Source organism: Streptomyces endophytica, from assembly GCF_026153355.1.
In the GTDB taxonomy this organism is placed as follows: Bacteria; Actinomycetota; Actinomycetes; order Streptomycetales; family Streptomycetaceae; genus Streptomyces; species Streptomyces endophytica.
On record NZ_CP110636.1, the window covers coordinates 6,249,028 to 6,273,826 of the forward strand.

The 24,799-nt window shown below is 74.3% G+C and carries 19 protein-coding genes and 4 pseudogenes; 8 read left to right on the plus strand and 15 right to left on the minus strand.

Features of this window, described 5'->3' with window-relative positions; all coding sequences use genetic code 11:
• Positions 1-32: 32 nt before the first annotated feature.
• The 4 genes and pseudogenes from OJ254_RS27910 to OJ254_RS27925 form a co-directional block, all read right to left on the minus strand.
• Complete coding sequence (locus tag OJ254_RS27910; RefSeq protein ID WP_265364589.1) at positions 33-1,421, minus strand: amino acid permease; 1,389 nt, start codon at positions 1,419-1,421, stop codon at positions 33-35.
• 251 nt (positions 1,422-1,672) lie between these two features.
• Positions 1,673-2,838: pseudogene (locus OJ254_RS27915) on the minus strand (MBL fold metallo-hydrolase).
• A 68-nt stretch (positions 2,839-2,906) separates the two neighbouring features.
• Positions 2,907-4,121 (minus strand): aminotransferase class I/II-fold pyridoxal phosphate-dependent enzyme, encoded by a 1,215-nt coding sequence (locus OJ254_RS27920; RefSeq protein WP_265364590.1) that lies wholly within the window; start codon positions 4,119-4,121, stop codon positions 2,907-2,909.
• A gap of 117 nt (positions 4,122-4,238) precedes the next feature.
• Positions 4,239-4,685: a GNAT family N-acetyltransferase gene (locus tag OJ254_RS27925; RefSeq protein ID WP_265364591.1), complete on the minus strand. Its 447-nt coding sequence runs from the start codon at positions 4,683-4,685 to the stop codon at positions 4,239-4,241.
• A 48-nt stretch (positions 4,686-4,733) separates the two neighbouring features.
• Here OJ254_RS27925 and OJ254_RS27930 point away from each other — a divergent pair, with 48 nt between their 5' ends.
• The 3 genes from OJ254_RS27930 to OJ254_RS27940 all read left to right on the plus strand — a co-directional run bounded on the left by OJ254_RS27930 (position 4,734) and on the right by OJ254_RS27940 (position 7,641).
• Positions 4,734-6,215 carry a bifunctional phosphatase PAP2/diacylglycerol kinase family protein gene (locus OJ254_RS27930; protein WP_265364592.1) on the plus strand — a complete coding sequence of 494 codons (1,482 nt, stop codon included), beginning with the start codon at positions 4,734-4,736 and terminating at the stop codon, positions 6,213-6,215.
• A 124-nt stretch (positions 6,216-6,339) separates the two neighbouring features.
• Complete coding sequence (locus OJ254_RS27935) at positions 6,340-7,155, plus strand: class I SAM-dependent methyltransferase (protein ID WP_265364593.1); 816 nt, start codon at positions 6,340-6,342, stop codon at positions 7,153-7,155.
• 126 nt (positions 7,156-7,281) lie between these two features.
• Positions 7,282-7,641 (plus strand): VOC family protein, encoded by a 360-nt coding sequence (locus OJ254_RS27940; protein WP_261954818.1) that lies wholly within the window; start codon positions 7,282-7,284, stop codon positions 7,639-7,641.
• A 67-nt stretch (positions 7,642-7,708) separates the two neighbouring features.
• On the opposite strand, the gene OJ254_RS27945 is transcribed toward OJ254_RS27940, so the two are convergent.
• Both OJ254_RS27945 and OJ254_RS27950 read right to left on the minus strand, forming a co-directional pair.
• Positions 7,709-8,632 (minus strand): NADP-dependent oxidoreductase, encoded by a 924-nt coding sequence (locus tag OJ254_RS27945; RefSeq protein WP_265364594.1) that lies wholly within the window; start codon positions 8,630-8,632, stop codon positions 7,709-7,711.
• A 97-nt stretch (positions 8,633-8,729) separates the two neighbouring features.
• Positions 8,730-10,859: a DUF5107 domain-containing protein gene (locus OJ254_RS27950; protein ID WP_265364595.1), complete on the minus strand. Its 2,130-nt coding sequence runs from the start codon at positions 10,857-10,859 to the stop codon at positions 8,730-8,732.
• Positions 10,860-11,143: 284 nt separating this feature from the next.
• Here OJ254_RS27950 and OJ254_RS27955 point away from each other — a divergent pair, with 284 nt between their 5' ends.
• Complete coding sequence (locus OJ254_RS27955; RefSeq protein ID WP_265364596.1) at positions 11,144-11,479, plus strand: DUF6204 family protein; 336 nt, start codon at positions 11,144-11,146, stop codon at positions 11,477-11,479.
• A 44-nt stretch (positions 11,480-11,523) separates the two neighbouring features.
• Here the strand turns inward: OJ254_RS27955 and OJ254_RS27960 are convergent, their stop codons facing one another.
• The 4 genes from OJ254_RS27960 to OJ254_RS27975 form a co-directional block, all read right to left on the minus strand.
• Complete coding sequence (locus OJ254_RS27960) at positions 11,524-12,105, minus strand: GNAT family N-acetyltransferase (protein WP_265364597.1); 582 nt, start codon at positions 12,103-12,105, stop codon at positions 11,524-11,526.
• A 58-nt stretch (positions 12,106-12,163) separates the two neighbouring features.
• Entirely contained in the window at positions 12,164-13,633 is a 1,470-nt protein-coding gene (locus tag OJ254_RS27965; RefSeq protein WP_265364598.1) for a CoA transferase, read from the minus strand.
• Positions 13,634-13,812: 179 nt separating this feature from the next.
• Positions 13,813-14,052, minus strand: coding sequence for a hypothetical protein (locus OJ254_RS27970; protein WP_265364599.1), 240 nt, complete (start codon positions 14,050-14,052; stop codon positions 13,813-13,815).
• Positions 14,053-14,212: 160 nt separating this feature from the next.
• Entirely contained in the window at positions 14,213-14,704 is a 492-nt protein-coding gene (locus OJ254_RS27975) for an RNA polymerase sigma factor (protein ID WP_265364600.1), read from the minus strand.
• Positions 14,705-14,910: 206 nt separating this feature from the next.
• Between OJ254_RS27975 and OJ254_RS27980 the strand changes: the two genes are divergently transcribed.
• On the plus strand, positions 14,911-15,048 hold the full coding sequence (locus tag OJ254_RS27980) for a hypothetical protein (RefSeq protein WP_199812519.1): 138 nt from the start codon (positions 14,911-14,913) through the stop codon (positions 15,046-15,048).
• Positions 15,049-15,057: 9 nt separating this feature from the next.
• On the opposite strand, the gene OJ254_RS27985 is transcribed toward OJ254_RS27980, so the two are convergent.
• Positions 15,058-15,954, minus strand: a complete 897-nt coding sequence (locus OJ254_RS27985) for a DUF2867 domain-containing protein (protein WP_265364601.1) — start codon at positions 15,952-15,954, stop codon at positions 15,058-15,060.
• Positions 15,955-15,999: 45 nt separating this feature from the next.
• On the opposite strand from OJ254_RS27985, the gene OJ254_RS27990 reads away from it, so the two are divergent.
• The 3 genes from OJ254_RS27990 (at position 16,000) to OJ254_RS28000 (ending at position 18,218) form a co-directional block, all read left to right on the plus strand.
• Positions 16,000-16,605, plus strand: a complete 606-nt coding sequence (locus tag OJ254_RS27990) for a TetR/AcrR family transcriptional regulator (protein ID WP_265364602.1) — start codon at positions 16,000-16,002, stop codon at positions 16,603-16,605.
• A gap of 195 nt (positions 16,606-16,800) precedes the next feature.
• Positions 16,801-17,988 carry a cytochrome P450 gene (locus OJ254_RS27995; protein WP_265364603.1) on the plus strand — a complete coding sequence of 396 codons (1,188 nt, stop codon included), beginning with the start codon at positions 16,801-16,803 and terminating at the stop codon, positions 17,986-17,988.
• 35 nt (positions 17,989-18,023) lie between these two features.
• Entirely contained in the window at positions 18,024-18,218 is a 195-nt protein-coding gene (locus OJ254_RS28000) for a ferredoxin (protein WP_030412947.1), read from the plus strand.
• A gap of 119 nt (positions 18,219-18,337) precedes the next feature.
• Here the strand turns inward: OJ254_RS28000 and OJ254_RS28005 are convergent.
• The 4 genes and pseudogenes from OJ254_RS28005 to OJ254_RS28020 form a co-directional block, all read right to left on the minus strand.
• Positions 18,338-20,214: pseudogene (locus tag OJ254_RS28005) on the minus strand (CocE/NonD family hydrolase).
• 119 nt (positions 20,215-20,333) lie between these two features.
• Positions 20,334-22,358: pseudogene (locus OJ254_RS28010) on the minus strand (S9 family peptidase).
• Between the two features lie 44 nt (positions 22,359-22,402).
• Positions 22,403-23,763 (minus strand): annotated as a pseudogene (locus OJ254_RS28015) (M20/M25/M40 family metallo-hydrolase).
• Positions 23,756-24,589, minus strand: a complete 834-nt coding sequence (locus OJ254_RS28020; RefSeq protein WP_265365340.1) for a M55 family metallopeptidase — start codon at positions 24,587-24,589, stop codon at positions 23,756-23,758. Before OJ254_RS28020 ends, OJ254_RS28015 begins: the two are co-directional and overlap by 8 nt.
• Positions 24,590-24,799: the final 210 nt, after the last annotated feature.

Consider the following 24,799-nt stretch of genomic DNA (forward strand, 5'->3'; position numbering starts at 1 on the left):
TCGGGGCGTCCGGGGCAGGGGCCCCGGTGCGGTCACCCGGCAAGGCGCGCGGGCTCCTGGTCGTCCGTGCGGGCGGCTCCGGGGCCCGCCGGGTCGGTCGTGGCGGTCTGGCGGGTGGTGCGGCGGGCGGCCATCCAGGCGTAGACGAGGATGCCGGCGAAGAGGAACAGCACGCCCTGGTAGATGGCGGCGTAGCCGGCGCCGGCGACGAGCCAGAAGGTGAAGCCGAAGGCGGCCAGCGCGAGGGTCAGGTCGCGGGCGAAGCGGGCCGGGCGGACCTGGTCGCGGCGGCCGGTGAGGAGGAAGTAGACCTGGGCGCCGGCGGCGAGGAGGTAGGGGACGGTGGCGGAGAAGGTGGTGATCAGCACCAGGATCTGGAAGACGCCGCCGGTGCCGAGGACGTAGTTGACGACGGTCAGCGCGCTGGCCAGGATGCCGGCGGCGAGCACGCCGAAGGTGGGGACGCCGCGGCGCTTGATCAGGAACGGCGCGGGGAAGAGGCCGTCCTTGGCGGCGGCGTACGGCGACTGGGCGCTCATCAGCGTCCAGCCGTTGAGCGCGCCGATGATCGAGACGACGGCGGCGCCGGCGACGAGGGTGCCGCCCCAGTGGCCGCCGAACATCGCGTTCACCGCGTCCGAGAAGGGCGCCGTGGAGTTCACCAGCTTGGTGTGCGCGACGGTCCCGAAGACCGCGACGGTGCCCAGCAGGTAGACGACGGCGGCGCCGACGGTGCCGAGGACGGTGGCCCGGCCGACGTTGCGCTCCGGGTCGCGGACCTCGCCGGCGCTCATCGCCGCGGACTCCACGCCGACGTAGGAGTAGAGCAGGAGCGCGGCGGCGGCGGACATCCCGCCGAGTGCGCTGCCGTGGCCGGCGTGGAACGGGCCCAGGTTGTGCGGGTCGAAGAAGAAGAGGCCGACGACCGCGATGAAGAGCAGCGGGACGAACTTGAGGACCGTGGAGACCAGTTGGACGGCGCCCACGTAGCGGGTGCCGGCGAAGTTGGCGAGGGCCGGGAGCCAGAGGGCGGCCAGCGCGACCAGGAGGTCGGTGCCGGCGGAGGCGTGGCCGGGGACGAGGACGTGCACATAGCCGACGGCGGCGACCGCGAGGGCGGCGTTGCTGACCCAGGTCATCGTCCAGTACGACCAGGCCGAGAGGAAGCCGGCGAAGTCGCCGAACGCCTCGCGCGCGTAGACGTAGGGCCCTCCGGTGTCCGGGTGGCGCTCGGCGAGCCGGCCGAAGACCAGGGCGAGGGCGACCGCACCGAGGGTGAGCACGCCGAAGGCGACCAGGCTGACCGTGCCGAAGGGGGCCACGGAAGCCGGGAGGAGGAAGATGCCGCCGCCGATGATGTTGCCCATCACCAGGCAGGTGGCGGTTCCGAGACCGAAGCGGCGGGTGTGCCGGTCGTGCATGGCGTGGTGGGCCTCTCGTCGTGCGCGGTGCACCCGGGGTTACCGAGCACCGGTAATGGTCGGCGATCGAACGGCCGGGGCCCAAATCAACGGGATTTGTGCGGCGGAGGGTGGCCCGGCGCGGCAAAACCTTCGGGGGGCGGGGCATCGGACCGCAGTTCGTCCGCGGGGCGCCCGGCGGATCAGGTCGCCGGTGACCACCGCGACGCACCGGGGAGCCGTCCACCGCGGTCCCGCCCGTACCGGCCCCGTCAGCGCTCCGCCAGTACCCGGGACGCCCCCACGGCCAGGTCCCACAGGTCCTCGCGGGGGCGGCCGGTCGCCTCCCAGGCGGCGCGGACCCGGCGCAGCGGTTCCAGCGGCGGCTCGCCGGAGAGCAGGAACGTCGACCAGTGCATCGGCACCAGGGCCCGGGCGCCCAGGTCCTGGCAGGCCCGTACCGCCTCCTCGGGGTCGGTGTGCACCGGTCGCAGCATCCAGCGCGGGTCGTAGGCGCCGATCGGCAGCAGGGCCAGGTCGATGCCCGGGTAGCGGCGGCCGATCTCCTCGAACCAGTGGCCGTAGCCGGTGTCCCCGGCGAAGTGGACCCGCCGGCCGTCGGGGCGGTGAGCAGCCAGCCGCCCCACAGGGAGCGGCAGGTGTCGGTGAGGGTGCGCTTGCTCCAGTGGTGGGCGGGGACGAAGTCGAGGCGCACCGGGCCGCCGGGCGCGGGGAGTTCGACCGCCTCCCACCAGTCCAGGTCGGTGACGTGGCGGAAGCCGCGCCGGCGGGCCCAGCAGGCCAGTCCGGCGGGCAGCAGCAGCGGGGTGTGCCGGGGCAACCGCTTGAGGGTGGGGATGTCGAGGTGGTCGTAGTGGTTGTGGCTGATGAGGACGGCGTCGACCGGCGGCAGGTCCTCCCAGCGGACGCCGACGGGGGTGACCCGGGGCGGGGTGCCGAGGATCTTGCGGGACCAGACCGGGTCGGTCAGGAGGGTCAGTCCGGCGATCCGGATGACCCAGCTGGCGTGGCCGGCCCAGGTGAGGGCGACGGTGGTGGGGCCGGCGGCCGGCAGCGGACCGGGCTCGAACGGCAGCTGCTGGATCTCCCGCAGGGTCTCGGGTGCCGGGCGCAGCTTGCCCTCGCGGGCGATCCGGGCCAGCGCGCGGACGCCGGGCAGCGGGGCGGTCAGCCGGTCGGTGAAGTCCCGCGGCCAGGTGCGGGTTTCGCCCAGCGGGCGGGGCTCGGAGAGGGGCGACGGGGTGTCGGTGACCGGTGCCCGGCCGACGGCGGCCGCACCTGCGGCCGGGGCGGTGCCGGGGGCCGCCGCTCCCCCGTCCGGTCCGGTGCCGGTGCCCGGTCCGGTGCCGGTGCCCGGTCCGGTGCCGCCCCGGTCGGCGGACTGCTCGGCGAGGGAGCGCTCGGTCTGTTCGGTCATCGAGGGGCTCCATTCGGTGGACAGAACCGGGGCGGTTCGGAACGGGGTCGGGGCGCGGGTGCGGCGGATCAGCCGTCGCCGGCGGCCGTGAGCGCGGCCAGGGCATGCGAGAGGGCGGTCAACGCCTCGGTGATGTGCGGGAGTTCCAGCGGGTCGGGAGCGTCCAGGACGCGTTGCCGCAGCTCCTGGTCGGCGCCCAGCAGGGCCTCGGCGCCCAGCCGGACCCGCAGCGCGCCCGGGTCGTCGCCGAAGCGGTGCCCGCCGCGCGCCGCCCAGGGCGCCAACGCCCGTTCCAGCGCGCCGGATTCGGTGATGCCATGGGTGGTGAGGGGGCGCCGCAGCGGTTCCAGGTCGGCGTAGAGGTGGCTGCCGGCGCGCGGTGGCCGGCAGAGGGCGCCCGCCTCGGTGAGGGTGTGGTGGAGGGCGGCGGTGAGCACGCCGTGGATCCGGGCGACGGTGGCCGTCCGGGCCCGTACGGTGTCGGGCTCGCCGAGCGCATGGGTCACGGCGCGGGCGAGCGGCCCCGGCAGCGGGCTGCGGAGCGCGCCGAGCGCCTCCAGGGTCGCGGTGCGCAGCTCGGCGCCCGGGCCGGTATCCGGGAAGCGGGCCAGCGCGGCGGGCCAGGAGGCGGGCAGCAGCGTGGCGCGCAGGTCGCTGATCACCACGACCTCGCCGGGCAGCATCTCGGCGGGGCTGAGCAGCACGGTGTCGTGCGGTTCGTGCAGCAGATCGCGGCGGGTCTCGTCGCTGAGGACCCACAGGCCCTCCTCGGCCGCCGCCTCGCACACCTCGTGCAGCTGCTCGGGCGCGGGGCAGGTGCCGGTCGGGTCGTCGGGGACGGAGAGCACCAGCACCCGCGGGGGGTCGCCGTGCTCGCGGGCCCGGCGGACGGTCTCCAGCAGCGCGAACGGGTCGGGCAGCCCGCCGGACTCCGCGGGCACCGGCGCCCGGTGCACCGCCCGGCCGAGCAGCCGGGCGGGGGGTGCGTACGACTCGGAGCAGGGCCGGGGCAGGACCACGGCGCCGTCGGCGGCGGCGTACAGCGCGAGCAGCAGCGGGGCCGCCCCGGGCGCGGCGAGGATCTGGCCGGGACCGGTGGCCAGGCCGCGGCGTTCCCAGTAGCCGGCGGCGGCGGAGCGCAGCGGGGCGCCGCCGCCGGGGGGTTCGGCGTCGGTACGGCCGGCGGCCGCGGCGAGGTGCGCGACGAGGTCCGGCAGGACCGGCAGGCCCACCGGCGGGTCCGGGTCCGGCTCAGGCCGCGGATCGGGGGCGGTCCGCTGCATCCGTACCTCCACTCCACGACGGCGGGTCGATCGTGGGCCCATCACATGATGGGCGGCCCCGTCCACCTTCGCAGATCGCGCCGGTGCCGCCCGGGGGCGACACGTCAGCGACCGGGCCTAATGGCCGGTGCCGCCCGCCCGCTCGTAGCGGTGCACCGTCACCCTCTCCTCCGCTCCCCAGTCCTGCCGCTCGGTGCCGTGGCGGACCCAGCCGCGCCGCTCGTAGAGGGCGATGGCCGCGGCGTCGGTGGCCTTCACCTCCAGTACGGGGCGCAGGCCGCGGGCCGCCGCGGCGTCCTCGACGGCACCGAGCAGACGTCCGCCGTGGCCCGCGCCGCGGGCTCCGGGGGCGACGTAGAGCCGGCTGACCTCGCGGCCGCACAGGGCGCCGTGGCCGACGATCCGGCCGGCCGACAGGGCGACCCAGGCGGCGGTCAGTCCGTCGGGGGTCAGCCAGCGCGCCGGGTCGTCCGGCCAGTGGTGCGGATATCCGCTGTGCGCGTGGACCTCGGCCAGTACGGCCGTGCACGCGTCGAGGTCGGTGGGCCTGCGTCTCCTCAGCACCGGATGATGGAAGCACAGTTCCGGGCGGGAGGGGGTAGGAGGTGCCGCATGCGAACGCTCTTGAGCAACCTCGACCGGCGGACCTTCCACCTGATCGCCACCCGCGAGTGGCCCGGGGCCCAGCGGGTGCTGCCGCGGCTGACCCGCAGCGCCAATCACGGGCTGCTGTGGTTCGGCATCGCGGCGGGTGCGGCGGCGCTGGGCGGGCGGCCGGCGCGGCGGGCCGCACTGCGCGGGGTGGCGTCCCTGGCGGTGGCCTCGGCCACGGTGAACACGCTGGGCAAGCGCTCGGTGCGCCGGCAGCGGCCGCTGCTGGACGCGGTGCCGGTGATACGGCAGCTGACCCGCCAGCCGTTCACCTCGTCCTTCCCGTCCGGGCACGCCGCGTCGGCGGCGGCGTTCGCGACCGGGGTGTTCTTCGAGAACAAGTGGTGGGGCCTGGCGCTGGCGCCGGTCGCCGCCTCGGTGGCGTTCTCCCGCATCTATACGGGTGTGCACTATCCGGGTGATGTGCTGGCGGGTGCCGCGCTGGGCGCGGGTGCGGCGTTCGCGGTGCGGGGCCTGGCGCCGACCCGCGCGCAGCTGGCGCCGCCGGCCCGGCCGCGTGCCGAGGCGCCCGCGCTGCCCGGCGGCCGGGGGCTGGTCGTGGTGGCGAACCCGGCCTCCGGGCAGCGCACGGGACAGCGCCCGGACCGGGCCGCCGAGGTGCACGCGGTGCTGCCGGAGGCCGAGGTCGTCATGTGTGACGGGCCGGCCGGGCAGCCGATGGACGAGGCGCTGGAGGCCGCCGCGGAGCGGGCCCGGGAGCTGGGCGGCGCGCTGGGGGTGGTCGGCGGGGACGGCACGGTCAACGCCGCGGCGACGGTCGCGGTGCGGCACGGGTTGCCGCTGGCGGTGCTGCCCGGCGGCACCGCCAACCACTTCGCGTACGACCTGGGGATCGAGAGCTTCACGGCCGCGGCGCGGGCCGTGGAGAGCGGGGAGGCGGTCGCGGTCGATGTGGCGCGCTTCCGGACCGGCCCGCACCGGGAGGGCCGGTATTTCCTCAACACCTTTTCGGTGGGCGTCTATCCGGAGCTGGTGCGGATCCGGGAGCGCTGGGCGGGCCGGATCGGTGCCTGGCCGGCGGGGGTGCTGGCGGCGTGGGAGGTGCTGCGCTCCGCGGAACCGATGTCGGTGCGGATCGGCGGCGAACGGCGCTCGGTCTGGCTGCTGTTCGTGGGCAACTGCCAGTACCGGGGCCTGGGTTTCGCGCCGGTGCGCCGGCACGACCTGGCGGACGGGGTGCTGGACGTACGGGTGGTGCACGGTGGCCGACTGGCCCGCACCCGGCTGCTCGCCGCGGCCCTGATGGGCACTCCGCACCGTTCGCCGGTGCTCGGTGAGGCGCGGCTGCCGCGGCTGCGGATCGGCGGGCTCGGGGACACCGCGGCGGTCGCGTACGACGGTGAAGTGGCCGTGTCCGGCGGCGAGTTGACGCTGGAGAAGGAGCGCGAGGCACTGACGGTGTACCGGCTGCTGCCCGACTGAGCGGAGCCCGGCGGGGCGGACACAGCCGGCCAGCCCCCGCTCGTATCTTGAGACGGGACTCTCAAGATACGAGATCGACGCGTACCGTGTGGGTGTCACACCGACGCATGCGAAGGAGTGCCCCATGCCGCAGGAGTCCGCCGTCTACACGCACGGCCACCACGAGTCCGTACTGCGCTCCCACACGTGGCGCACCGCGGCCAACTCGGCCGGATATCTGCTGGATTCACTCACGCCGCACATGCGGATCCTGGACATCGGCTGCGGTCCGGGCACGATCACCGCCGATCTGGCCGCGCTGGTGCCGGACGGTCAGGTCACCGGGCTGGAGCGGGCACCCGAGGTGCTGGACCAGGCGCGCGCCACCGCCGCCGCGCGCGGGGTCGGCAATGTCCGGTTCGTGGTCGGCGACGTCCACGCACTGGACTTTCCCGATGACACCTTCTGCGTGGTGCACGCCCATCAGGTGCTGCAGCACGTGGGCGACCCCGTCCAGGCGCTGCGGGAGATGCGCCGGGTGACCAAGCCGGGCGGGATCGTGGCCGTCCGCGATTCGGACTACTCGGCGATGACCTGGTACCCGGAGGTCCCGGGCCTGACCGACTGGCAGCAGCTGTACCTGCGGGTGGCCCGGGGGAACGGCGGCGAGCCGGACGCCGGGCGCCGGCTGCACGCCTGGGCCCGGCAGGCCGGCTTCGCTCCGGAGGCGGTCACCGCCACCGCGGGCACCTGGTGTTACCGGACGCCGGAGGAGCGGGCCTGGTGGAGCGAGCTGTGGGCGGACCGCACGGTCAGCTCGTCGTACGCCCGGATCGCGGTGGACGGCGGGCACGCCACGGAGGCCGAACTGCGGCGGATCGCGGAGGCCTGGCGGGCCTGGGGCGCCGAGGAGGACGGCTGGTTCGGCATCCTGCACGGCGAGCTCCTGTGCCGGGTCTGAGCGCGGTCCCGGCAGCCGGGCCGGGGGCGGCCTCCGGGAGGTCGCGCTGTCCCGGTGCGGGTGCGGACGGTCCGATCACGGTCAGGTGATCGCGTACCGGCCGGGGGCCCAACTAGGGTGGTTCATATGGACATTCTGGGGACCTCGCTGCGGGTGTGCGTCGGTGATCTCAATGCCGCGATCGGCGTCTACGAACGGCTGACCGGCGCGGAGGCGATCCGCTTCCAGCGCGGCGGTGTGTCGGTCGCGGCCGTCGGCTGCTTCTTCCTGATGAGCGGCCCCGAGGCGGAGTTGTCGGTGCTGCGGAAGATCACCGCGACGCTCGCCGTGGCGGACGTGGACGAGGCGGTGGCCGATCTGACGGCGGTCGGCGCGGACATCATCGCCGGGCCGGTGCCGACGCCGATCGGCCGGAACGTGGTGGCCCGTCATCCGGACGGTGCGATCTTCGAGTACGTCGACCGCAAACAGGCCGCGGGGGCCTGACGGAACGCCCCCGGCGGCCTGTTCCGCGTCCGGCGCGCCCGCTCGGGACGGCCGCCCGCGGGGTCCCTCAGGACACCTCCAGGACGATCTTGCCGCGGGCCCGGCCCGCCATGCTCCGCCGCAGCGCCTCGGGCGCCTCGGACAGCGGGTAGACCGCGTCGACGGCCACGGTCAGCTTCCCGGCGTCCGCGAGGGCGCCGAGGGCGGTCAGGCGGTCGCTGTCCGGGCGCACCCACACCAGATGGCCGCCCTTCTCCTTGACCTCGCCGTCGGCGATGGAGGCCACCCGGCCGCGGTCCTTGAGCAGCTCCTGCGAGACGTCCACCACGCCGCCGCCGACGAAGTCCAGGGCCACGTCGACGCCGTCGGGCGCCAGCGCCCGCACCCGGTCGGCGAGCCCGTCGCCGTAGGTGACCGGCTCGGCGCCGAGGGACCGCAGGAAGTCGTGGTTGCGCTCGCTGGCCGTACCGATGACGCGGAGGCCCCGGGCGACGAGGATCTGCACGCCGAGCGAGCCGACGCCGCCCGCGGCGGCGTGCACCAGGGCCGTCTCGCCCGCCTCGGCGCCGACCCGATCGGCTGCCTGATAGGCCGTCAGGCCCGCGAGCGGCAGCCCGGCGGCCTGCTGCCAGCTGAGCGAGGCCGGCTTGCGCGCCAGGGTCCGCACCGGCGCGGCGACCAGCTCGGCGTACGTGCCGTGCTGGAGGTCGTCCTTGCGGACATAACCGATGACCTCGTCACCGACCTCGTACTCGGGGACGTCCACGCCGACCGCCTCGACCACGCCCGCCACGTCCCAGCCGGGAATGAGCGGGAAGTGGACGTTCAGCATCGGGTCGAGATAGCCGGCGAGGGCCTTCCAGTCCACCGGATTGACCCCGGCCGCCCGCACCCGGATCAGGACCGAGTCCGGGGCCACCTTCGGGTCGGGGAGGTCGGTGTAGGTGAGGACTTCGGGGTCGCCATAGCGCTCTGTGCTGATTGCCTTCATGACCGGGCACAACACGGGACGGTCCGGGATCATTCCCACCCCTCGCGCACGTTCACCGGATCGGCGTACGCGTCCTGCGCACCCGCAGGAAGGCCGGCTACACCGGCCGCATCCGGTACTCGTAGCGGTCCGGGAGCGGATGCGCGGACCGGGCCCCGGCGCGTACCTCGTCGGTGACCGCTCCGCCGGCCGCGGTCAGCCGCTCGGCGATCGCGAACCAGGTGTCGCTGAGCGTCTCGTCGCCCTCCCGCAGATCGGCGATCTCGAAGCCGGCGTCGAAGACCTCCCGGGCGGCTTCCGGCCGGTCCTGGGCGAGCAGCACCCGGGCGGTCAGCAACCGGAAGCGGCCGTCGGCGGCGACGCGCTCCGGCAGTGCGGCCAGCAGTCCCGCGGCCTCCTCGGTACGGCCGGCGGTGAGCAGTGCGGGCACCGCCTCCCGGACGAGGGCGGGCAGTGCGGCACGCCAGGTACGGGCGGCCGGACCGTCCGCGGTGGCCGCCGCGGTCGCGGCGGCGCAGACCTGCGCGTACCGGTCGGCGGCCCGCGCCGGTTCGCCGGCCGCCCACTCGGCGACGGCCAGGCAGTAGAGCGGCAGGACGGAGGCCTCGGGGGAGCCCGGCAGGGCGGCTGCCTCGGGAGCGGCGGCACCGCGCCCGCGCTTCCCGGCTCCTGCCTCCGGGTCGGTCGCGCGGCCCGTCCCCCCGCCGCCCAGTCCGACCGCGCGTTCCCAGCTGCGGACCGCCTGGGCGCGGTCGCCGGCCTGCCACTGGGCGAGGCCGAGGTGATGGTCGGTGGCCGGGCCCGGCGGGGCGGATTCCAGCAGGTCGCGCCAGGCCGGTGCGGTCGGGGCCGGGCCGGGCAGCGGGCCGCCGGGCGGCAGTTCACCGGTCCGCAACAGGGCCAGCCACGGCTCCTGTTCGGGCCCGAGGGTGGCCGGGGCGAACGGTGTACCGGGCAGCGCGAAACCGGCCCGGGCCACCTCCAGCGCACCCCAGCCCGAACCGGTGGCCAGCGATTCCTTCGGCTCCCGGTCCGCGTACGGCAGCCAGGCCGCGTACGCCGCGTCGACGTCCGCGCGCGGCAGGGCCGCCTCCAGCCCGTCGGCGACCGCCTCACGGGCCGCCGTCCAGTCCGCGCCGTGCACCACCGCGGGATCGGCGGCCAGCGGCCCGTACGCCTCCAGCCAGGTGAAGGCACCGCCGGCGTCCAGGGGTACGTGCTCCAGCTGGGTCCGGGCGAGCCCGGCCTGGATCTCGGCGTAGCCGCCGGTGCCCGGCTCGGTGAGCCACCGCTGCCAGCGCCGCCCGGCCCGGCCCGCGCCCCACAGGAAGAGCTTGCGGCCGCGCAGCGTATCGGTGGACGTCTGGACCAGGCCCCGGCCGGCCGCGTCGAGCGAGGTGATCCAGCGGCGGGCGCCGTCGGGCACCTCGTAGAAGTAGTCGGCCGGGAACGCGCTGCGCAGCGGGTACGTGCGGTCGGCGCCGTCCGACTCCGGGACCGGGACCCGGCGCAGCGTCCGCTCGTAGCCGAAGTGCCAGGCCTCGTCGGCGGGCGCCAGGACGCGGCTGCCCTCCTCTTCGGGGACCGCGATGTTGGACCACCAGTAGGCGGGCACGGTGTGGTGGTGCGGATTGCGGATCCGTACGCCCACGTGGAGGAAGTCGGAGCCGTCCGGCAGCCACAGATCCACCTGGAAGGGCAGATCGCGCAGCCGCTCCCATTCCCACAGCCGGAGCATCTCGCCGCCGTCCGGTGCCGGGACCCGGGCGGCGTGCAGCGGGGCGCAGGAGAGGGTGGTGTGGCCGGTGGCGCCGATGTTCCATTCGATGCCGCCGGAGAACCACGCCCCGTTGAGGGCGAACGCGGCGGGCTGCAACACCGGGTTCCGGTAGAGCAGTTCGCGGTCGGAGGGCTTGTGGTGGAGGGAGTACACCCGGCCGCCCAGAGCGGGCAGGACGGTGGCGCGCAGCCGGTCGTTCTCGATGACCAGCGCGTCGAGGTCGGTGCTGCGGCGGGCGCGGCCGTATCCGTCGCGCCGCGCGACCGGCAGGATCGAGGTCAGCGGCCGGTATCCGATCTGGCGCGCCATGTCGGCGGGCAGCCCGGCGTCCCGGGGGATCCGCACGCGGTGGAGGTCGTGGCCGCCCTGGAGGGCGGGGAGGGGGTTGTCCGGACCGAAGGGGGCGGCGGGAAGGGTCAAGGTGGTGCGTCGCACGCTCGTGGCCACGGCTGCCTCGCAAGGGGGGACCGGCCACCTCGGCTACGGCGGCCTCCTGTTGACCATGGAACCGCCTCCTCGCCGGTCTGAACAGGGCTTCTTCCGGCCCGCGGGGTCAGGGTTGCGCAAAGGAGGGCCCCCGGAACGGTGCGCCGGGGGCCCGGAGAAGGGTGGCGATGCCGCCCGGGAACGGTGCGATGCAGGCGCATCGGAAAATCGGGGGCGCCGGCGGACACGGCCGCATAGCCTGTCGCTCCCGGCCCGCTGACACAGCGACAGGAGACCCGAAGACCATGGCGACCCAGCACACCTACCGGGTGATCGTCCGCGGCAAGTGGGACGGCCTGACGGCCGCGGCCCGGGCGAAGCTGCTCGCCGAGGCCGACCAACACGGGCTGTCGCAGTACCGGTTCACCCCCGAGGGTGCGCTGGCCTACGACGCCGCGCTGCACTCGTTCAGCTACCGCTGCGTCATCGTCTCGGACGCCGCGGACGGCGAGGAGATGGCGGCCGCCCTCGGCGAGGAGCAGGCCGAAGCGGCGCTGGCCGCGGCCGGCCTCGGCTGTCGCGACCTGCGGTCCACGGCCACCGACATGGACACCATGAAGATCAACCGCAAGTCCCGCTGACCGGCACGGTGCGGCCGGAGGTCACGGCCGTGGGGGCACCGGCGTCACTCCGTCCCGCCCTTCGCCGCCTCCCCGTCCGTGGCCGGCTCCGTGACCATCTCGCTGGTGATCGCCCAGCGTTCGTGGTCGCGCCAGGCGCCGTCGATGAAGAGGAAGTCCGGGGAGTACCCCTCCCGGCGGAAGCCGGCGCGCCGGACGAGGGCGAGCGAGGAGGCGTTGTCCGGCTGGATGTTGACCTCCAGCCGGTGCAGGCCCAGCGCGCCGAAGGCGTGGTGGAGCACCAGGCGCAGGCCCTCGCTCATCAGGCCGCGGCCGGCGGCGTGCGCGAAGGCGCCGTAGCCGATCGCACCGCAGCGGAAGGCGCCGTGCACGATGTTGTTGATCGTGAGGTAGCCCGCGATCCGGCCGGTGGTGAGCTCACAGAACAGGAAGCCCTCGCGCTGGGGTTCCTGCAGCCTGAGCAGGTAGGCGTCGAAGGCGGCGGCTTCGGCCGGCGGGTAGAGCCACGGCTGGTGCAGCTCGGCGCTGGCGCGCACCGCGGCGGTGAACTCGTCCCGGTCGGCGGCGGTGAAGGGCCGGATGCCCACCCGCGGTCCGCGTGCGAGGTAGCGGTCGTTGATCGTCACCGGCAAATCGTACGGACGGCCGTGCGGTACGGCCAGCGATTACGGTCAGCGCCACCTCTCAGCGCCACACCGGGGCGTCCGTGGCCACCCGGCCGGGTGGGGTCGCCCAGGTGTCCGGCGCCCCGTCGAAGGCGACCGGCGGCAGGGCGTGACGCAGGCGCCCGAGCGGACTGCCGGTCTCCCGGAGGTGGTCCGCCGGGTCGTAGCCGGGGTCGCCGGGCGCGGCGGCATCGGCGGACGGCCGCCCGGCCCTGTCCAGGATTCCGCCCATGGGGCCGTCCTCCCCCGCCCCGTCCGCCAGGTCGTGCATCAGCCAGTGGGCGGTGCGGGCCAGGGCGAGGGCGGCGAGGAACGAGCCGCCCGTGCGGGTCTGTTCGGTCAGTGCGCGGAGCACCGCGGCGGCCAGCAGATAGCCGGTGCCGTGGTCGAGGGCCTGGGCGGGCAGCGCGCCGGGGGTCCCGTCCGCGCCCGCTTCGACGACGGCGATGCCGGTCGCCACCTGCACCAGACTGTCGAAACCGCGCCGCTCGCCCCAGGGACCGTCGTCGCCCCATGCGGAGAGCCGGGCCACCACCAGCCCCGGGCGGCGGGCGGCCAGTTCCTCGGGGGCCAGGCCGAAGCGGTCGAGGGCGCCCGGACGGTAGCCGGTGACCACGACGTCGGCGTGGGCGAGCAGGTCCTCGAAGGTGGCCCGGCCGGCGGCCGAGCCGAGGTCGAGGGCGGTGGAGCGCTTGCCGAAACCGGTGTCGCTGTGCGCGTCCTGGCTCTCCGGGAGCTGCGGCGCGTCGATGCGCAGCACGTCCGCGCCGAGCAGGGCGAGCGTGCGGGTGGCGACCGGGCCGGCGATCACCCGGGTCAGGTCGAGGACCCGCAGACCGGCGGCGGGTTGCACCGGGTGCCCCGCGAGCGGCGGCAGGGCGCGCGGCGGACCGCCGGCGCCGAGCGGGCCGAGGGTCAGCAGCGGACCGGCGGCCGCCGCCGCGCCCTGCGGATGCCGGGCCCACTCCCCCGGCGTACGTGCCGCGACGGCCAGCCCGCCGGCCGCGTACACGGTCTCCTCGATCTCCTCGGCCGCGCGCCCGGCCAGTTCGGCCGCGACCTCCGGCACCCCGGCGCCGTCCGGCAGGCCGAGCGCCCGGATCAACCGGGCGCGGTGGTGCGGGTAGTTGGCGTGGGTACGCACCCAGCCGTCGGCGGCCCGCCAGAAGCGGGACAACGGCGCGAACGTCGACATCGGACGGCCGTCGATCCGGAGGTGCCGTTCGCTGACGAAGGCGGTGGCGACCGCCCCTTCGTCGACGCGTACGGCGGGTACCGGGCCGCCCCGGCGGGCCGCCGCCAGCTCGGCCGCGGCGAGCGCGCACACGGCCACCGTGCCCCGCGCCAAGGTGCCCACCGGGAGCCGCGCCGGCAGCAGACCGTCCGGGCCTCGGTACGCGACGCGCTCGATCAGCCTCGGATCGCCCCCGAGCGCCGCCCACGCCGAACCGGTGCCGCGCCCGCCCCCACCGCCCTGTCGTTGCCCCATACAGGCAGTCTGCCACGGCCCCGGCACCCGCCGGGTCGCGCTGCTGCCGGCTCCGGGCCCGGCCGGCGCCGCCCACCCCCGTGGGGCCGCGCCGCCGGCGCCCGGCCGTCAACTCCGTACCCGCACGCCCCCCGTGGAGTGCGCATACGGACTCCGGCCCATCGATAAGCGACCGGCTGTCACCGGCCCGCCGCCGATCGGCCGAGGCCCGCCTCGCGTCCGTCGTCGTACCAGGACGCCGGCGAGAGGTCGGTGGGCTCCAGTGGTTCGGTGGCCCCGCGGAGATCGGCTGCCGCCGCGAGGGACCCGTATCGCAGGTCCCAGTCCTGCGCGGTGCGGGTGTCCGGTGGCACGAGGCGGTCCCCCTCTCGGAGGTAGGTCAGCAGCCTCTCCTGCGGAGAGGACGGACGGTCATTCATGGATCTCCCCATTTCAGATGGCAAGGACCGGGGCGGGATAGGTCCCACCCTGAAGCCGCGTTGACGCACGGCCTCGGGGCGGGATCCAGCCCGGCAGGCGGCGCCGGGGCAATGGACGGGCGGCGGCCGCCAGAGGGTGCGGCCGCCGGGAGCCCGGGGCCTACGCCGGTTCCAGGTCCTCGTCCTCCCGCCAGCACTTGGCCTTCGCCTCGGCCGCGGCCAGCTGCCGGCTCACCGTCGCCGAGGAGATCTCCAGCAGCTGCGCGATCTCGGTGCCCTTCAGGCCCCAGACATGGGCGAGCTCCCAGACCGCCGCCTGCCGCTCGTCGGCGATCGCCGCCTTCACCGACTCCAGCAGCTCCAGGTACTCCAGGCCGGCGACCGGGTCCGGCCCGAACCGCCGCCCGTGCTCGGGCGGTTCGTCGTACGGCCGCTCGCCCGAGGAGCTCTTGCGCCAGTGGTCCCGGAGCTTGTTGCGGGCCACCACGGTCGCGAAGACCAGGACCGGCTTCTCGAACCTGGTGCCCTTGCGGAACTCCTGGAAGATGGCGATGCACACCTCCTGGGTGATGTCCTGGGCCAGGTGGTAGTCGTGGGTGACCCGCGTGACCGAGGCGATCAGCCGCGGCTCGACGGTCCGCAGCGCCTCCATCAGCTCGGCCTCGCGCTCCTTGGACAGCCGGCGGGGTGACTCCGCGGAGTCGCTGCCGCCCCTGAGAGCTGCCTCATGTGTCGTCCCTCTCCGCTGACCGGGTACCGCTCGGGGGTCCCGGGCTCCCTGGAAGGTCGCGGTGAGGGCCGGAAGTTTTTCATCGGGCGGGGATGAAAATTCCGGTGGCCCCGGCGGGACTTGACGGTATGGACACTCGCACCGCACTCGCCCTCGTGCTCGGCGGCCTCGCCGTCTACCTCGCCTACGTCAACCCGGTGCTCGGCGCCGCCCTCGGCATCGGCGTCGTCGTGGTCACCTTCCTGCTGACGCTCCTGGAGAAGTAGTCCGGCCGGTCAGGTCCGCACCGCCGCCTCCCGCTCGGCCGCGGTCGGTGCGGCGAGGGCCAGCCGGCGGTGGATGCGGCGGAGCATCGTGCGGGCCATGAAGGGGTGGACCCGGCGGACCACGGCGAAGTAGAGCCGGCCGGCCGTGTTGTGGATGCGGACGACCGTGCCGAGGGTGACGGTGCCGTCCGCGACCAGGAGCGAGGCGCGGAAGTCCAGGTGCCGGGCGTCCTCACCGAGCAGCAGCTCCTGGTCCGTCCGGCCGACGACCGGGAAGGACGCCCCGCGCAGTACGCCCTGCCACGCCTCCGGGGTGTCCGGCAGGCCGGGCAGGAGGTCCATCTGCCAGGCATCCTCGAAGTCGGTGCGTGGGAACGCCCGGTGCGCGAGCCGTGCGGCGGCGGGCAGTTCGACGGCCCGGGCGCGGTCCCACGCCAGGCGGTGGAGCAGACGGATCCACGGGGAGCGGCGCGGCGGCGGTATCTGCCGTCCCGTGGCGGCCCGTTCGATGTTGTCGAAGAGCTCTCGGACGACGGTGCGGTGCATCGCGCGGATCGCGAGGGACCACAACAACCGCCGTACGGGCGGTAGTTGCGCCTCCAGGAGGTGCTGTACGCGACAGCGGTCGGGACCGTCGGGGTGGATGGTGACCTCGTGGCGGCCGGTGCTGCCGTCGGTGAAGTCGAAGCGGATGCGGCGGCCGGGCTCGTACGCGCCGACGCGGTAGCGGACGAAGCCGTGGCCGCCGTCCGCGCCGACGCCCAGCGGGCGGTCGAAGCGCATCGGCGGCCAGGCCGGTGCCGGGAAGAGCGGGTCGTGGTCGCTGCCGAGCCGGTCGAGCAGGGCGCCGACGGCCTCGGCCGGGGCCCGGACGGTGCGGGAATGGACGTCGCGGACGGTACGCACGGAGCACCTCCATACGGTGGCGTATGTTTGACCGTACGGTACCGTATGGACATGGCACGACAGCAGCGGACGAAGGAATCCGGCGGCGTCCCCCGGCAGCGGCTGACGGCGCAGGACTGGGCGGACGCCGCCCTCGCGGCCATGGGCGAGGGGGGCCTCGCGGCGGTGGCCGTGGAGCCGCTGGCCGCCCGGCTCGGCGCGACGAAGGGCAGCTTCTACTGGCACTTCGCCAACCGGGAGGCGCTGGTCGAGGCAGCCCTTGCGCGCTGGGAACAGCTCGGCACGGAGGCCGTGATCACCGAGGTCGAGGCCGAGCCGGACCCCGGCAAGCGGCTGCGCCGGCTGCTGCTGCACGCCACGAACCGCTCCGCCGAGGACCCGTTGGAGGTCTCGCTGCTCGCGACCGCGGGCCAGCCCAGGGTCGCTGCCGCCCTGGCCCGGGTCACCGAACGGCGGATCGGCTATGTCGCCTCACTCTTCGCGGAGCTCGGCTTCCCCGAGGAGGAGGCACGCCGGCGCGGCCTGCTGGCGTACACCGCCTACCTCGGGCACACCCAGCTGGCGCACGCCGTCCCGCGGAGCCTGCCGGACGCGACCGCGCGCGAGCGCTATCTGGACGGCGTGATCGACATGCTCGTGCGTCCGCTGTGACGACCGACGACAGAAGGTGCAGGTGACCGAACTCGACCGAAGATGAACCAAGTTGGCCGAACTGTGCATAGACGCGCCATGTGTCCGAGGCATGAAGTGGAGATCAGCGCGGCGAATACGGCGCGCTTGTGCGTTGACACCGCACACGCGAGTGGTTCGAGTCCGCTCGAACCCCCTCGTAACGGGAGGCATGTCGTGACCGAAGCCATTTCCTACTTCCAGGACCGGACCTGTCCCTATCACCCGCCCAGCGCGTACCGGCCGCTCCGGGAGGGCGGCCCGCTGGCCCAGGTGACCTTCTACGACGGCCGCAAGGTATGGGCGGTGACCGGCCACGCCGAGGCGCGGGCACTGCTGAGCGATCCGCGGCTGTCGTCCGACCGGCAGAACCCGGCCTTCCCGATCCCCGTCGAGCGGTTCGCCGCGATCCGCCGGGCCCGCACCCCGCTGATCGGGGTGGACGACCCGGAGCACAACACCCACCGCCGGATGCTGATCCCCAGTTTCAGCGTCAAGCGGACCGCCGCGCTGCGGCCGGACATTCAGCGGATCGTCGACGAGCTGATCGACCGGATGCTGGAGCAGGGGCCGCCGGCCGAGCTGGTCTCCGCGTTCGCGCTGCCGGTCCCGTCGATGGTGATCTGCTCGCTGCTCGGCGTCCCGTACGCCGACCACGAGTTCTTCGAGGAGCAGTCCCGCCGCCTCCTGCGCGGCCGCTCGGCCGACGAGGCGGAGGCCGCCCGGAGCGAGCTGGAGGAGTACTTCACCGGGCTGATCGCCGACAAGGAGAAGCGCCCGGGCGACGGACTGCTGGACGAGCTGATCGAGGACCGGCTGCGGGCCGGCGCGCTGGAACACGACGAGCTGGTCCGGCTCGCCATGATCCTGCTGGTGGCCGGCCACGAGACCACCGCCAACATGATCTCGCTCGGCGTCTTCACACTGCTCGAACACCCCGAGCAGCTCGCGCGGTTGAAGGCCGAGGAGAGCCTGATGCCGGCCGCGGTGGAGGAGCTGCTGCGGTTCCTGTCCATCGCCGACGGCCTGCTGCGGGTGGCGAAGGAGGACATCGAGGTCGGCGGTCAGCTGATCCGCGCCGACGACGGCGTGCTGTTCCCGGCGTCCCTGATCAACCGGGACGAGGACGCCTATCCCGCGCCCGACCGGCTGGACTTGGAACGGTCCGCCCGGCACCACGTCGCGTTCGGCTTCGGCATCCACCAGTGCCTGGGCCAGAACCTCGCCCGGGCGGAGCTGGAGATCGCGCTCCGTTCGCTGTTCACCCGGCTCCCGGATCTGCGACTCGCCGTACCGGCTGCCGAGATTCCGTTCAAACCGGGGGACACTCTCCAAGGCATGATCGAACTGCCGCTGTCCTGGTAGCGGCCATGACGGCGGACGAACGAAAGGGGTCCGGCATGCGGATCACCATCGACCAGGACGTCTGTATCGGCGCCGGCCAGTGCGCCCTGACCGCCCCCGCGGTGTTCGACCAGGACGACGACGGCTTCGGCCTGGTGCGTTCCGGCCGCGAGGACGGCGCCGGCGACCCGCTGGTGCGGGAGGCCGCCCGGGCCTGCCCCGTGCAGGCCATCACCATCACGGACGACTGAGCCGACATCCCCGCGGACGGCGCGGCTGACGCGCGCGGCGGCCGGACGGCTCCGGCGCCCGCGGCGCGCCCGCACCGTACCGCCCCGATTCTTGTTTCCTACGGCATCCACCTCATCCGCTACCGCACCACCCCTTGGGTGACCGGCAGTTCGAGGACCCCGGTGTCCTCGGGCGCGCTGGTGACCGTCACCGGCTTCACCCCGCGATTGCCCGCGTAGGCGGAGTCGCTCGCGGCGAGGGTGAAGCGCAGCCGGTGCCCCGGCTCGTAACGGTGCACGATGCCCGGCAGTTCCACGGTGAACCGCCGGGTCGCATCGGGCACCCGGGCCGGGGCCACCAACCGGTGCACCAACGTCTGCTTGCCGTCCGGCGCGACGTCGTAGAGCTTCGCGAAGAGCACGAGCTTGTCGGCCGCGTCGGCGGAGTTCTGCACCCGCTCGGTCCGCGGCGAGACCACCTTCAGGGTCACCCTGGGCGCGCCCACCACGTCCACCGGCCGGCCCGTGACCGGCGCGGACGTCCAGTCCAGATGCGTTCCGCGGGCGTCGAACGGTGCCGGGTCGGGCAGCCCGAGCATCCCGGCCAGCGAACTCTCCGAATGGCTGGTGGCGACCCGTAGATTGCGGTACTCGCGGCTGCCGCGCACCACCTCGGCCCGGTGGCCGACGAGCTTGCCGTCGCCGGACAGATACAGCCGCCGGCTGCCGCCCGCGGGGAAGGTGGCGGCGGTGGCGTAGGCGTTCCCACCGGTCACCCAGTCCCGGTAGTACGCGAAGGCCGGGCCGGTGCCGGTGTGGGTGCGGTGCCGCAGATAGCGGTCGAACCAGGCCAGGATCCGGCGCCCGACGTAACTGCCCTCCAAATTGCCCTTGGCCAGGCTGAGTTCACCCGCGGGCGGGTTCTTGATGCCGCCGCTGTGGCCCCAGTACTGCCAGATCATCTTCGCCGGGTGCCCTGGGCGGTGAGGGCCCGGTACGTGGCGGCGGCCTCGTTGAGGTTGAAGAGGGTGTCGGCCTGGCCCTGGACCAGCAGCGTCGGCGCCGTGACGGACGTCAGGTACGAGACCGGGGAGACGCTGCGCGCGTAGCGGAGCATGGCCTCGGTGCGGGCGGCCGGGTACTTCCCGGAGTCCAGCAGCCGCTTGGTCTCGCAGGCCCGCGCGACGAAGTGCAGACAGCCCGCGCCGCCGGTCCGGGACGGGTCGATGCGGGGGTGCAGCAGCCCCTGCGCCTCGCCGATCAGGAAGAACCCGTTGGTCCACTGCCATTTGTAGGCGCCCGGCACCGGTCCGCCGGCGCCTTGCCCACGGTCGGCGTTGTTGGGGTCGAGGGAGTAGGACAGGTCGTTCCAGGTGATCAGCGGGACCAGGGCGTCCACGCGGTGGTCGACGGCGGCCGTCGCCAGCTGGATCGCCCCGCCGTAGGACCCGCCGATCATGCCGACCCGCGGATCGCCCCGGCCGTCCATCGCGACGTAGTCGAGGCGGGTGCCGTTGTCGGCGGTCCGCGATCCGGCGAGCAGGTCGACGAGTTGGCTCGCCGCACGGCCGTCGGTCCGGGGGTCGTCCAGGGAGATCGGGCAGCCGGTCCTGCCGAAGCCGAGGCCGGAGTAGGCCAGCGCCACATAGCCGCGGGCGGCGAACGCCTTGGCGAGCGCGTCGGTGGAACCGTCCGCCTTGCTGCCGCCGAAGCCGTTGGTGGTCAGCACGGCGGGCGCGGGGTGGGCCGCGTCCACGCCGGACGGGCGGTAGACGTCGGTGTCGAGGGTGCAACTGCGGTCGCCGGCGCGGACGGTGACCTTCAGAGCGGTGACGGTGTAGGGACCCGCGGCCGCGGCCGGAGGGCCGGTCAGGAAGAGGGGCGCGGCGAGGACGGTGCCGGCCAGCAGGGCGAGGGACGTGCGGAGCGGCGGGCGGGACACGGCTCGGGACGCGCGGGGCACCAGGACCTCCAACGGGGACACGTCGTACCAACCAGTCGGTAGCGGCGCGTTCATGCTGTGACACGAGTAACGAGGTGTCAACGCTCCTGACGCGGTTTCTCGTAAGGACGTCAGTTCGCCACCGTCCGCCGCACACGGCCCAGTTGGGCGTACGGCGGACGGGGCTCTCCCGGTCAGTCGCGGAGCTCCAGCGGCGGGACGTCGTCGCGCGGGAAGCCGAAGGTCCGGGCGTAGAGCGCGAGTTCCGCCTCCAGGGTGCGGACCAGCGTCTCGGCGCGGCGGAAGCCGTGGCCCTCGCCGGGGAACGCGAGGTAGGCGTGCGGTACGCCGCGGCCGGCCACCTCGGCGAGGAAGCGCTCGCACTGCGCGGGCGGGCAGATCACGTCGTCCAGCCCCTGGAGCAGCAGGAACGGCGCGGTGATCCGGTCCGCGCGGTGCAGCGGCGAGCGCTCGCGGTAGCGGTCGGGGACCTCGGCGAGCGGGCCCACCAGCGACTCCAGGTAGCGGGACTCGAAGTCATGGGTCTCGCCGTTCGCCCAGCCGGTGAGGTCCAGAACGGGGTAGCTGATGGTGCCGCAGGCGTAGAGGTCGGTGGAGGTCAGCGAGGCGGCGGTGGTCCAGCCGCCGGCGCTGCCGCCGCGGATGGCGAGCCGGGCGGGGTCGGCGGTGCCCTCCTCCGCCAGCGCCCGGGCGACCGCCGCGCAGTCCTCGACGTCCACCACGCCCCACTGGCCGCGCAGCCGCTCGCGGTAGGCGCGGCCGTAGCCGGTCGAGCCGCCGTAGTTGACCTGGGCGACGCCGATGCCTCGGGAGGTGAAGTAGGCGATCTCCAGGTCGAGCACCAGCGGGGCGCGGCTGGTGGGGCCGCCGTGCGCCCAGATCACGTAGGGCGGCAACTCGCCGTCCGACGCGGCGTGTTCGGGGTTGTGCGGCGGGTGGATGTGGGCGTGCACGTCCCGTCCGCCTGGGCCGGTGAAGGTGCGGTGCCGCGGCCGCGGGTAGTAGGCCGGGTCCACGGCGTCGGTGTGCCGGCAGGCGATCGCCCGGGCGCGGCCGGTGCAGGTGTCCAGCTCGACGACCTCGTACGAGCGGTCCGGGCCGGCCGCGATGCCGACGACCCGGCTGCCGTGCGCGGCGAGCGTGGGCGTCCACTCCGTCCAGGGGCCGGCGGCGTCGACGAGGTCGCCGCTGACCGGGTCGAGGATGCCCAGCGTCAGGGCGCCGCGGCCGTGCAGCACCGCGAGGGTGCCGTTGTCCAGGGGGAGGAACCAGCGCTCGCCGACGTTCCACAGCGGGCCGCCGAACTCCTCCTCCCGGGCGGGGCACAGGCCGCGGCTCGCCACCACGCCGTCGTCCTGCGCACCGGGGCGGATGCGCTGGAGCTCCCACCAGCCGCCGAGGTCCGAGACGAACAGCAGCGAGCCGTCGGCGTCCCATTCGACCTGCACCACGGACTCACCCTCGCGCCGCCGCCCGGTGCGGTCGGACCGAGGTCGCCGACCAGCGGCCGGACGGCGGTGAACTCGCCCTTGCCGGTGATCTCGGCGAGCATCACCAGCGTGCCGTCCCAGGGCATCTGCGGGTGGTCCCAGGCGAGCCAGGCCGCCCGGCCGCCGTCCGGCGAGATCCGCGGTCCGGTCACGAACCGGTGCCGGTCGTCGCTCAGCTCCCGTACGGATTCCCGGTGTCCGGCCGCCGAGCCGTCGAGCGGGACGGCCGCGATCACCCGCCGCACGTCCGTCGGTCCCGCGCCGGTGAACTCCTCCAGGACGCACCAGACCTCGCCCAGCTCCGGGCGCAGCACCGGATCGACCCAGCGCAGGCCCTCCCACCTCGGACCGCGGGGTGAGCGGGCGGGGCTCCCGGCCGCTGTCCGGTTCGAAGGCGTACAGCCGCTGGTCGGCGAAGTCGCAGAAGACGATCAGCGGTCCGCGCTCGGTGACGGTCCCGGCCCAGGGCAGGCCGCCGTACTCCAGCACCCGGCTGCGGACGTTCCACGGCGCCGGCAGCACCGTCTCCTCGGTGCCGTCCTCCCGCCGGCGGACCAGCGCCCGGCGGCCGCCCTCGGCGGGGCGTGGTTCGGTCCACCACACCTCGTCGCCGACCACGCCGACGAACGCCGGCCGGCCGTCGTGCGCGGCGACCGTCCGGGCATCTATCGGGGACGTCCAGCTGCCGTAAGGGGCCGTGGTCACCATGGTGCGGATCCTCTCCTCCACCGGTCGGGCGGGGCGCGGGCCGGTCAGGCCGCGCGCAGGAAGTGGTCGAGGACCCGGACACCGAAGTGCAGCCCCTCGACCGGTACGCGCTCGTCCACGCCGTGGAAGAGCGCCTGGTAGTCGAAGCCCACGGGGAGCTTCAGCGGCGAGAAACCGTAACCGGTGATGCCCAGCCGGGAGAACTGCTTGGCGTCCGTGCCACCGGACATGCAGTACGGGACGACATGGCCGTCCGGGTCGAAGCGCTCGATGGCGGCCCGCATCGCGGCGTAGGTCGGCCCGTCCACCGGGGCCTGCAGGGCGACCTCGCGGTGGTGGTACTCCCAGTCCACCTCGGGGCCGGTCAGCTCGTCCATGATGGTGCGGAACTCCGCCTCGCCGCCGGGCACGACCCGGCCGTCGATGTGGGCGACGGCGGAGCCGGGGATCACATTGACCTTGTATCCGGCCGACAGCATGGTGGGGTTGGCGCTGTTGCGGACGGTCGGTTCGACGAGCTTGGCGGACGGGCCGAGCTTGCCGAGGAGCGCGTCGACATCGCAGTCCGGCGCGTCGACGTCCACGTCCAGGCCGTGCAGGGCGACCAGTTCGCGCAGTGCGGCCCGTACGGTCGGGGTGAGCCGGACCGGCCATTCGTGCTCGCCGATCCGGGCCACCGCGCCGGCCAGCCGGCTGACCGCGTTGTCGTGGTTGACCTTCGAGCCGTGCCCGGCCCGGCCGCGGGCGGTCAGCTTGAGCCAGGCGGTGCCGCGCTCCCCCGCCGCGATCGGGTACAGCTGCATCCCACCGCCGGCGTGGAAGGTGAACGCCCCGGATTCGCTGACGCCTTCGGTGCAGCCGGCGAACAGCCCGGCGTGCCGGTCGGCGAGGAAGCCCGAGCCGTCCTCGGCGCTGGCCTCCTCGTCGGCGGTGAAGGCCAGCACGATGTCGCGGCGCGGCCGGACGCCGGCACGCGCCCAGTGCCGTACGGCGGCGAGCACCATCGCGTCCATGTTCTTCATGTCGATGGCGCCGCGGCCCAGACCACGTCGTCGACGACCTCGCCGGAGAACGGGTGCACGGACCAGTCGGCGGGTTCGGCGGGGACCACGTCGAGATGGCCGTGGACCAGCAGCGCGTCGGCCGCGGGGTCGGTGCCCTCGATGCGGGCGACGACGTTGGTGCGGCCCCGGGTGCGTTCCAGCAGGGCCGGTTCGATGCCGGCGTCGGCCAGTCGCTCGGCGACGTACTCGGCGGCCGGGCGCTCCCGGCAGGTGCCGTCGCCGGCGTTGCTGGTGTCGATCCGGATCAGGTCGGAGGTGAATCGCACCACCTCGTCCAGGGCCTGCCGGTCCACCCCGGACCCGTGGTCCGCGGCGCCCTCTTGCTCGGTCTTCTCAGCCATATTCTTCCTCCACGGCGGACGACACGACGGTGGTGACCGCCTTGAAGCACCGGATGGCTTCGTACATGTTCTGACTGGTATACGCGACCCGGCGCTCCGCGCTGCGCTCCACGCCGGGCACGCAGGTCGCGGCACCCACCAGATGCTCCGCGTCGAACTCCAACTCGACGTGGAACGGCCCCTGGCGGGCGGGTTCGTGACGGGCCGCCAGCGCCGCGCCCTTGGCGGCCGCGGCCCGGATGTCGGCGGCCGTACGGGCCGGTGGCCGGCAGACCGCGGCGTAGCGCGAGACGTAGTCCTTGACCGCCACGGCGGGCGCCCGCGGGGCGTATCCCTGGGCGTCCCGGCAGGTGCGGTCGTCGCCGGTGACCAGGACGACGGGGACGCCGTACTCGGCGACGACGAGGGAGTTGAGGTAGCCCTCGCTGGCGCGGGTGCCGTCGACCCAGACGCCGGTGAGGGTGTTGGCGAGGTAGGTGTGGGCGAGGACGCCCTCGGTGCCCGCGCCGGTGTGGTAGCCGACGAAGGCGATGCCGTCGACGTCGCCGTGCTGCACGCCCTCGACCATGCTGAGCGACTTGTGCCGGCCGGTGAGCATCTGTGCCCGTTCGTCGAGCTTCTCCAGCAGGAGGTTGCGCATCGACCAGTGGGCCTCGTTGACGAGCACCTCATCGGCGCCGCCGTCGAAGAATCCGGCGATCGCCGCGTTGACGTCGGAGGTGAACATGTGGCGGCAGCGTTCCCACTGCGGCTTGCCCGGCAGCACGTCCGCGGGCCAGGTCACGCCGGTGGCGCCCTCCATGTCGGCGGAGATGAGGATCTTCACGGTCACCAGTCCTATCGCAGGCAGCAGGCGGTATGCACGATTTTGGACATCACTCGTTCACAACTTTTTCGAGGCATCGAACATGCCCGGCAGCACATGACACCTCGTCCGGCACCCTCCAGGACCGCCGAGTTGGCCGCAACACCGTGATGCCCCGGAGACAGCGCAGGTGACTCGGGCACGCTCGTGTGGCACCGTATTCCACACAGT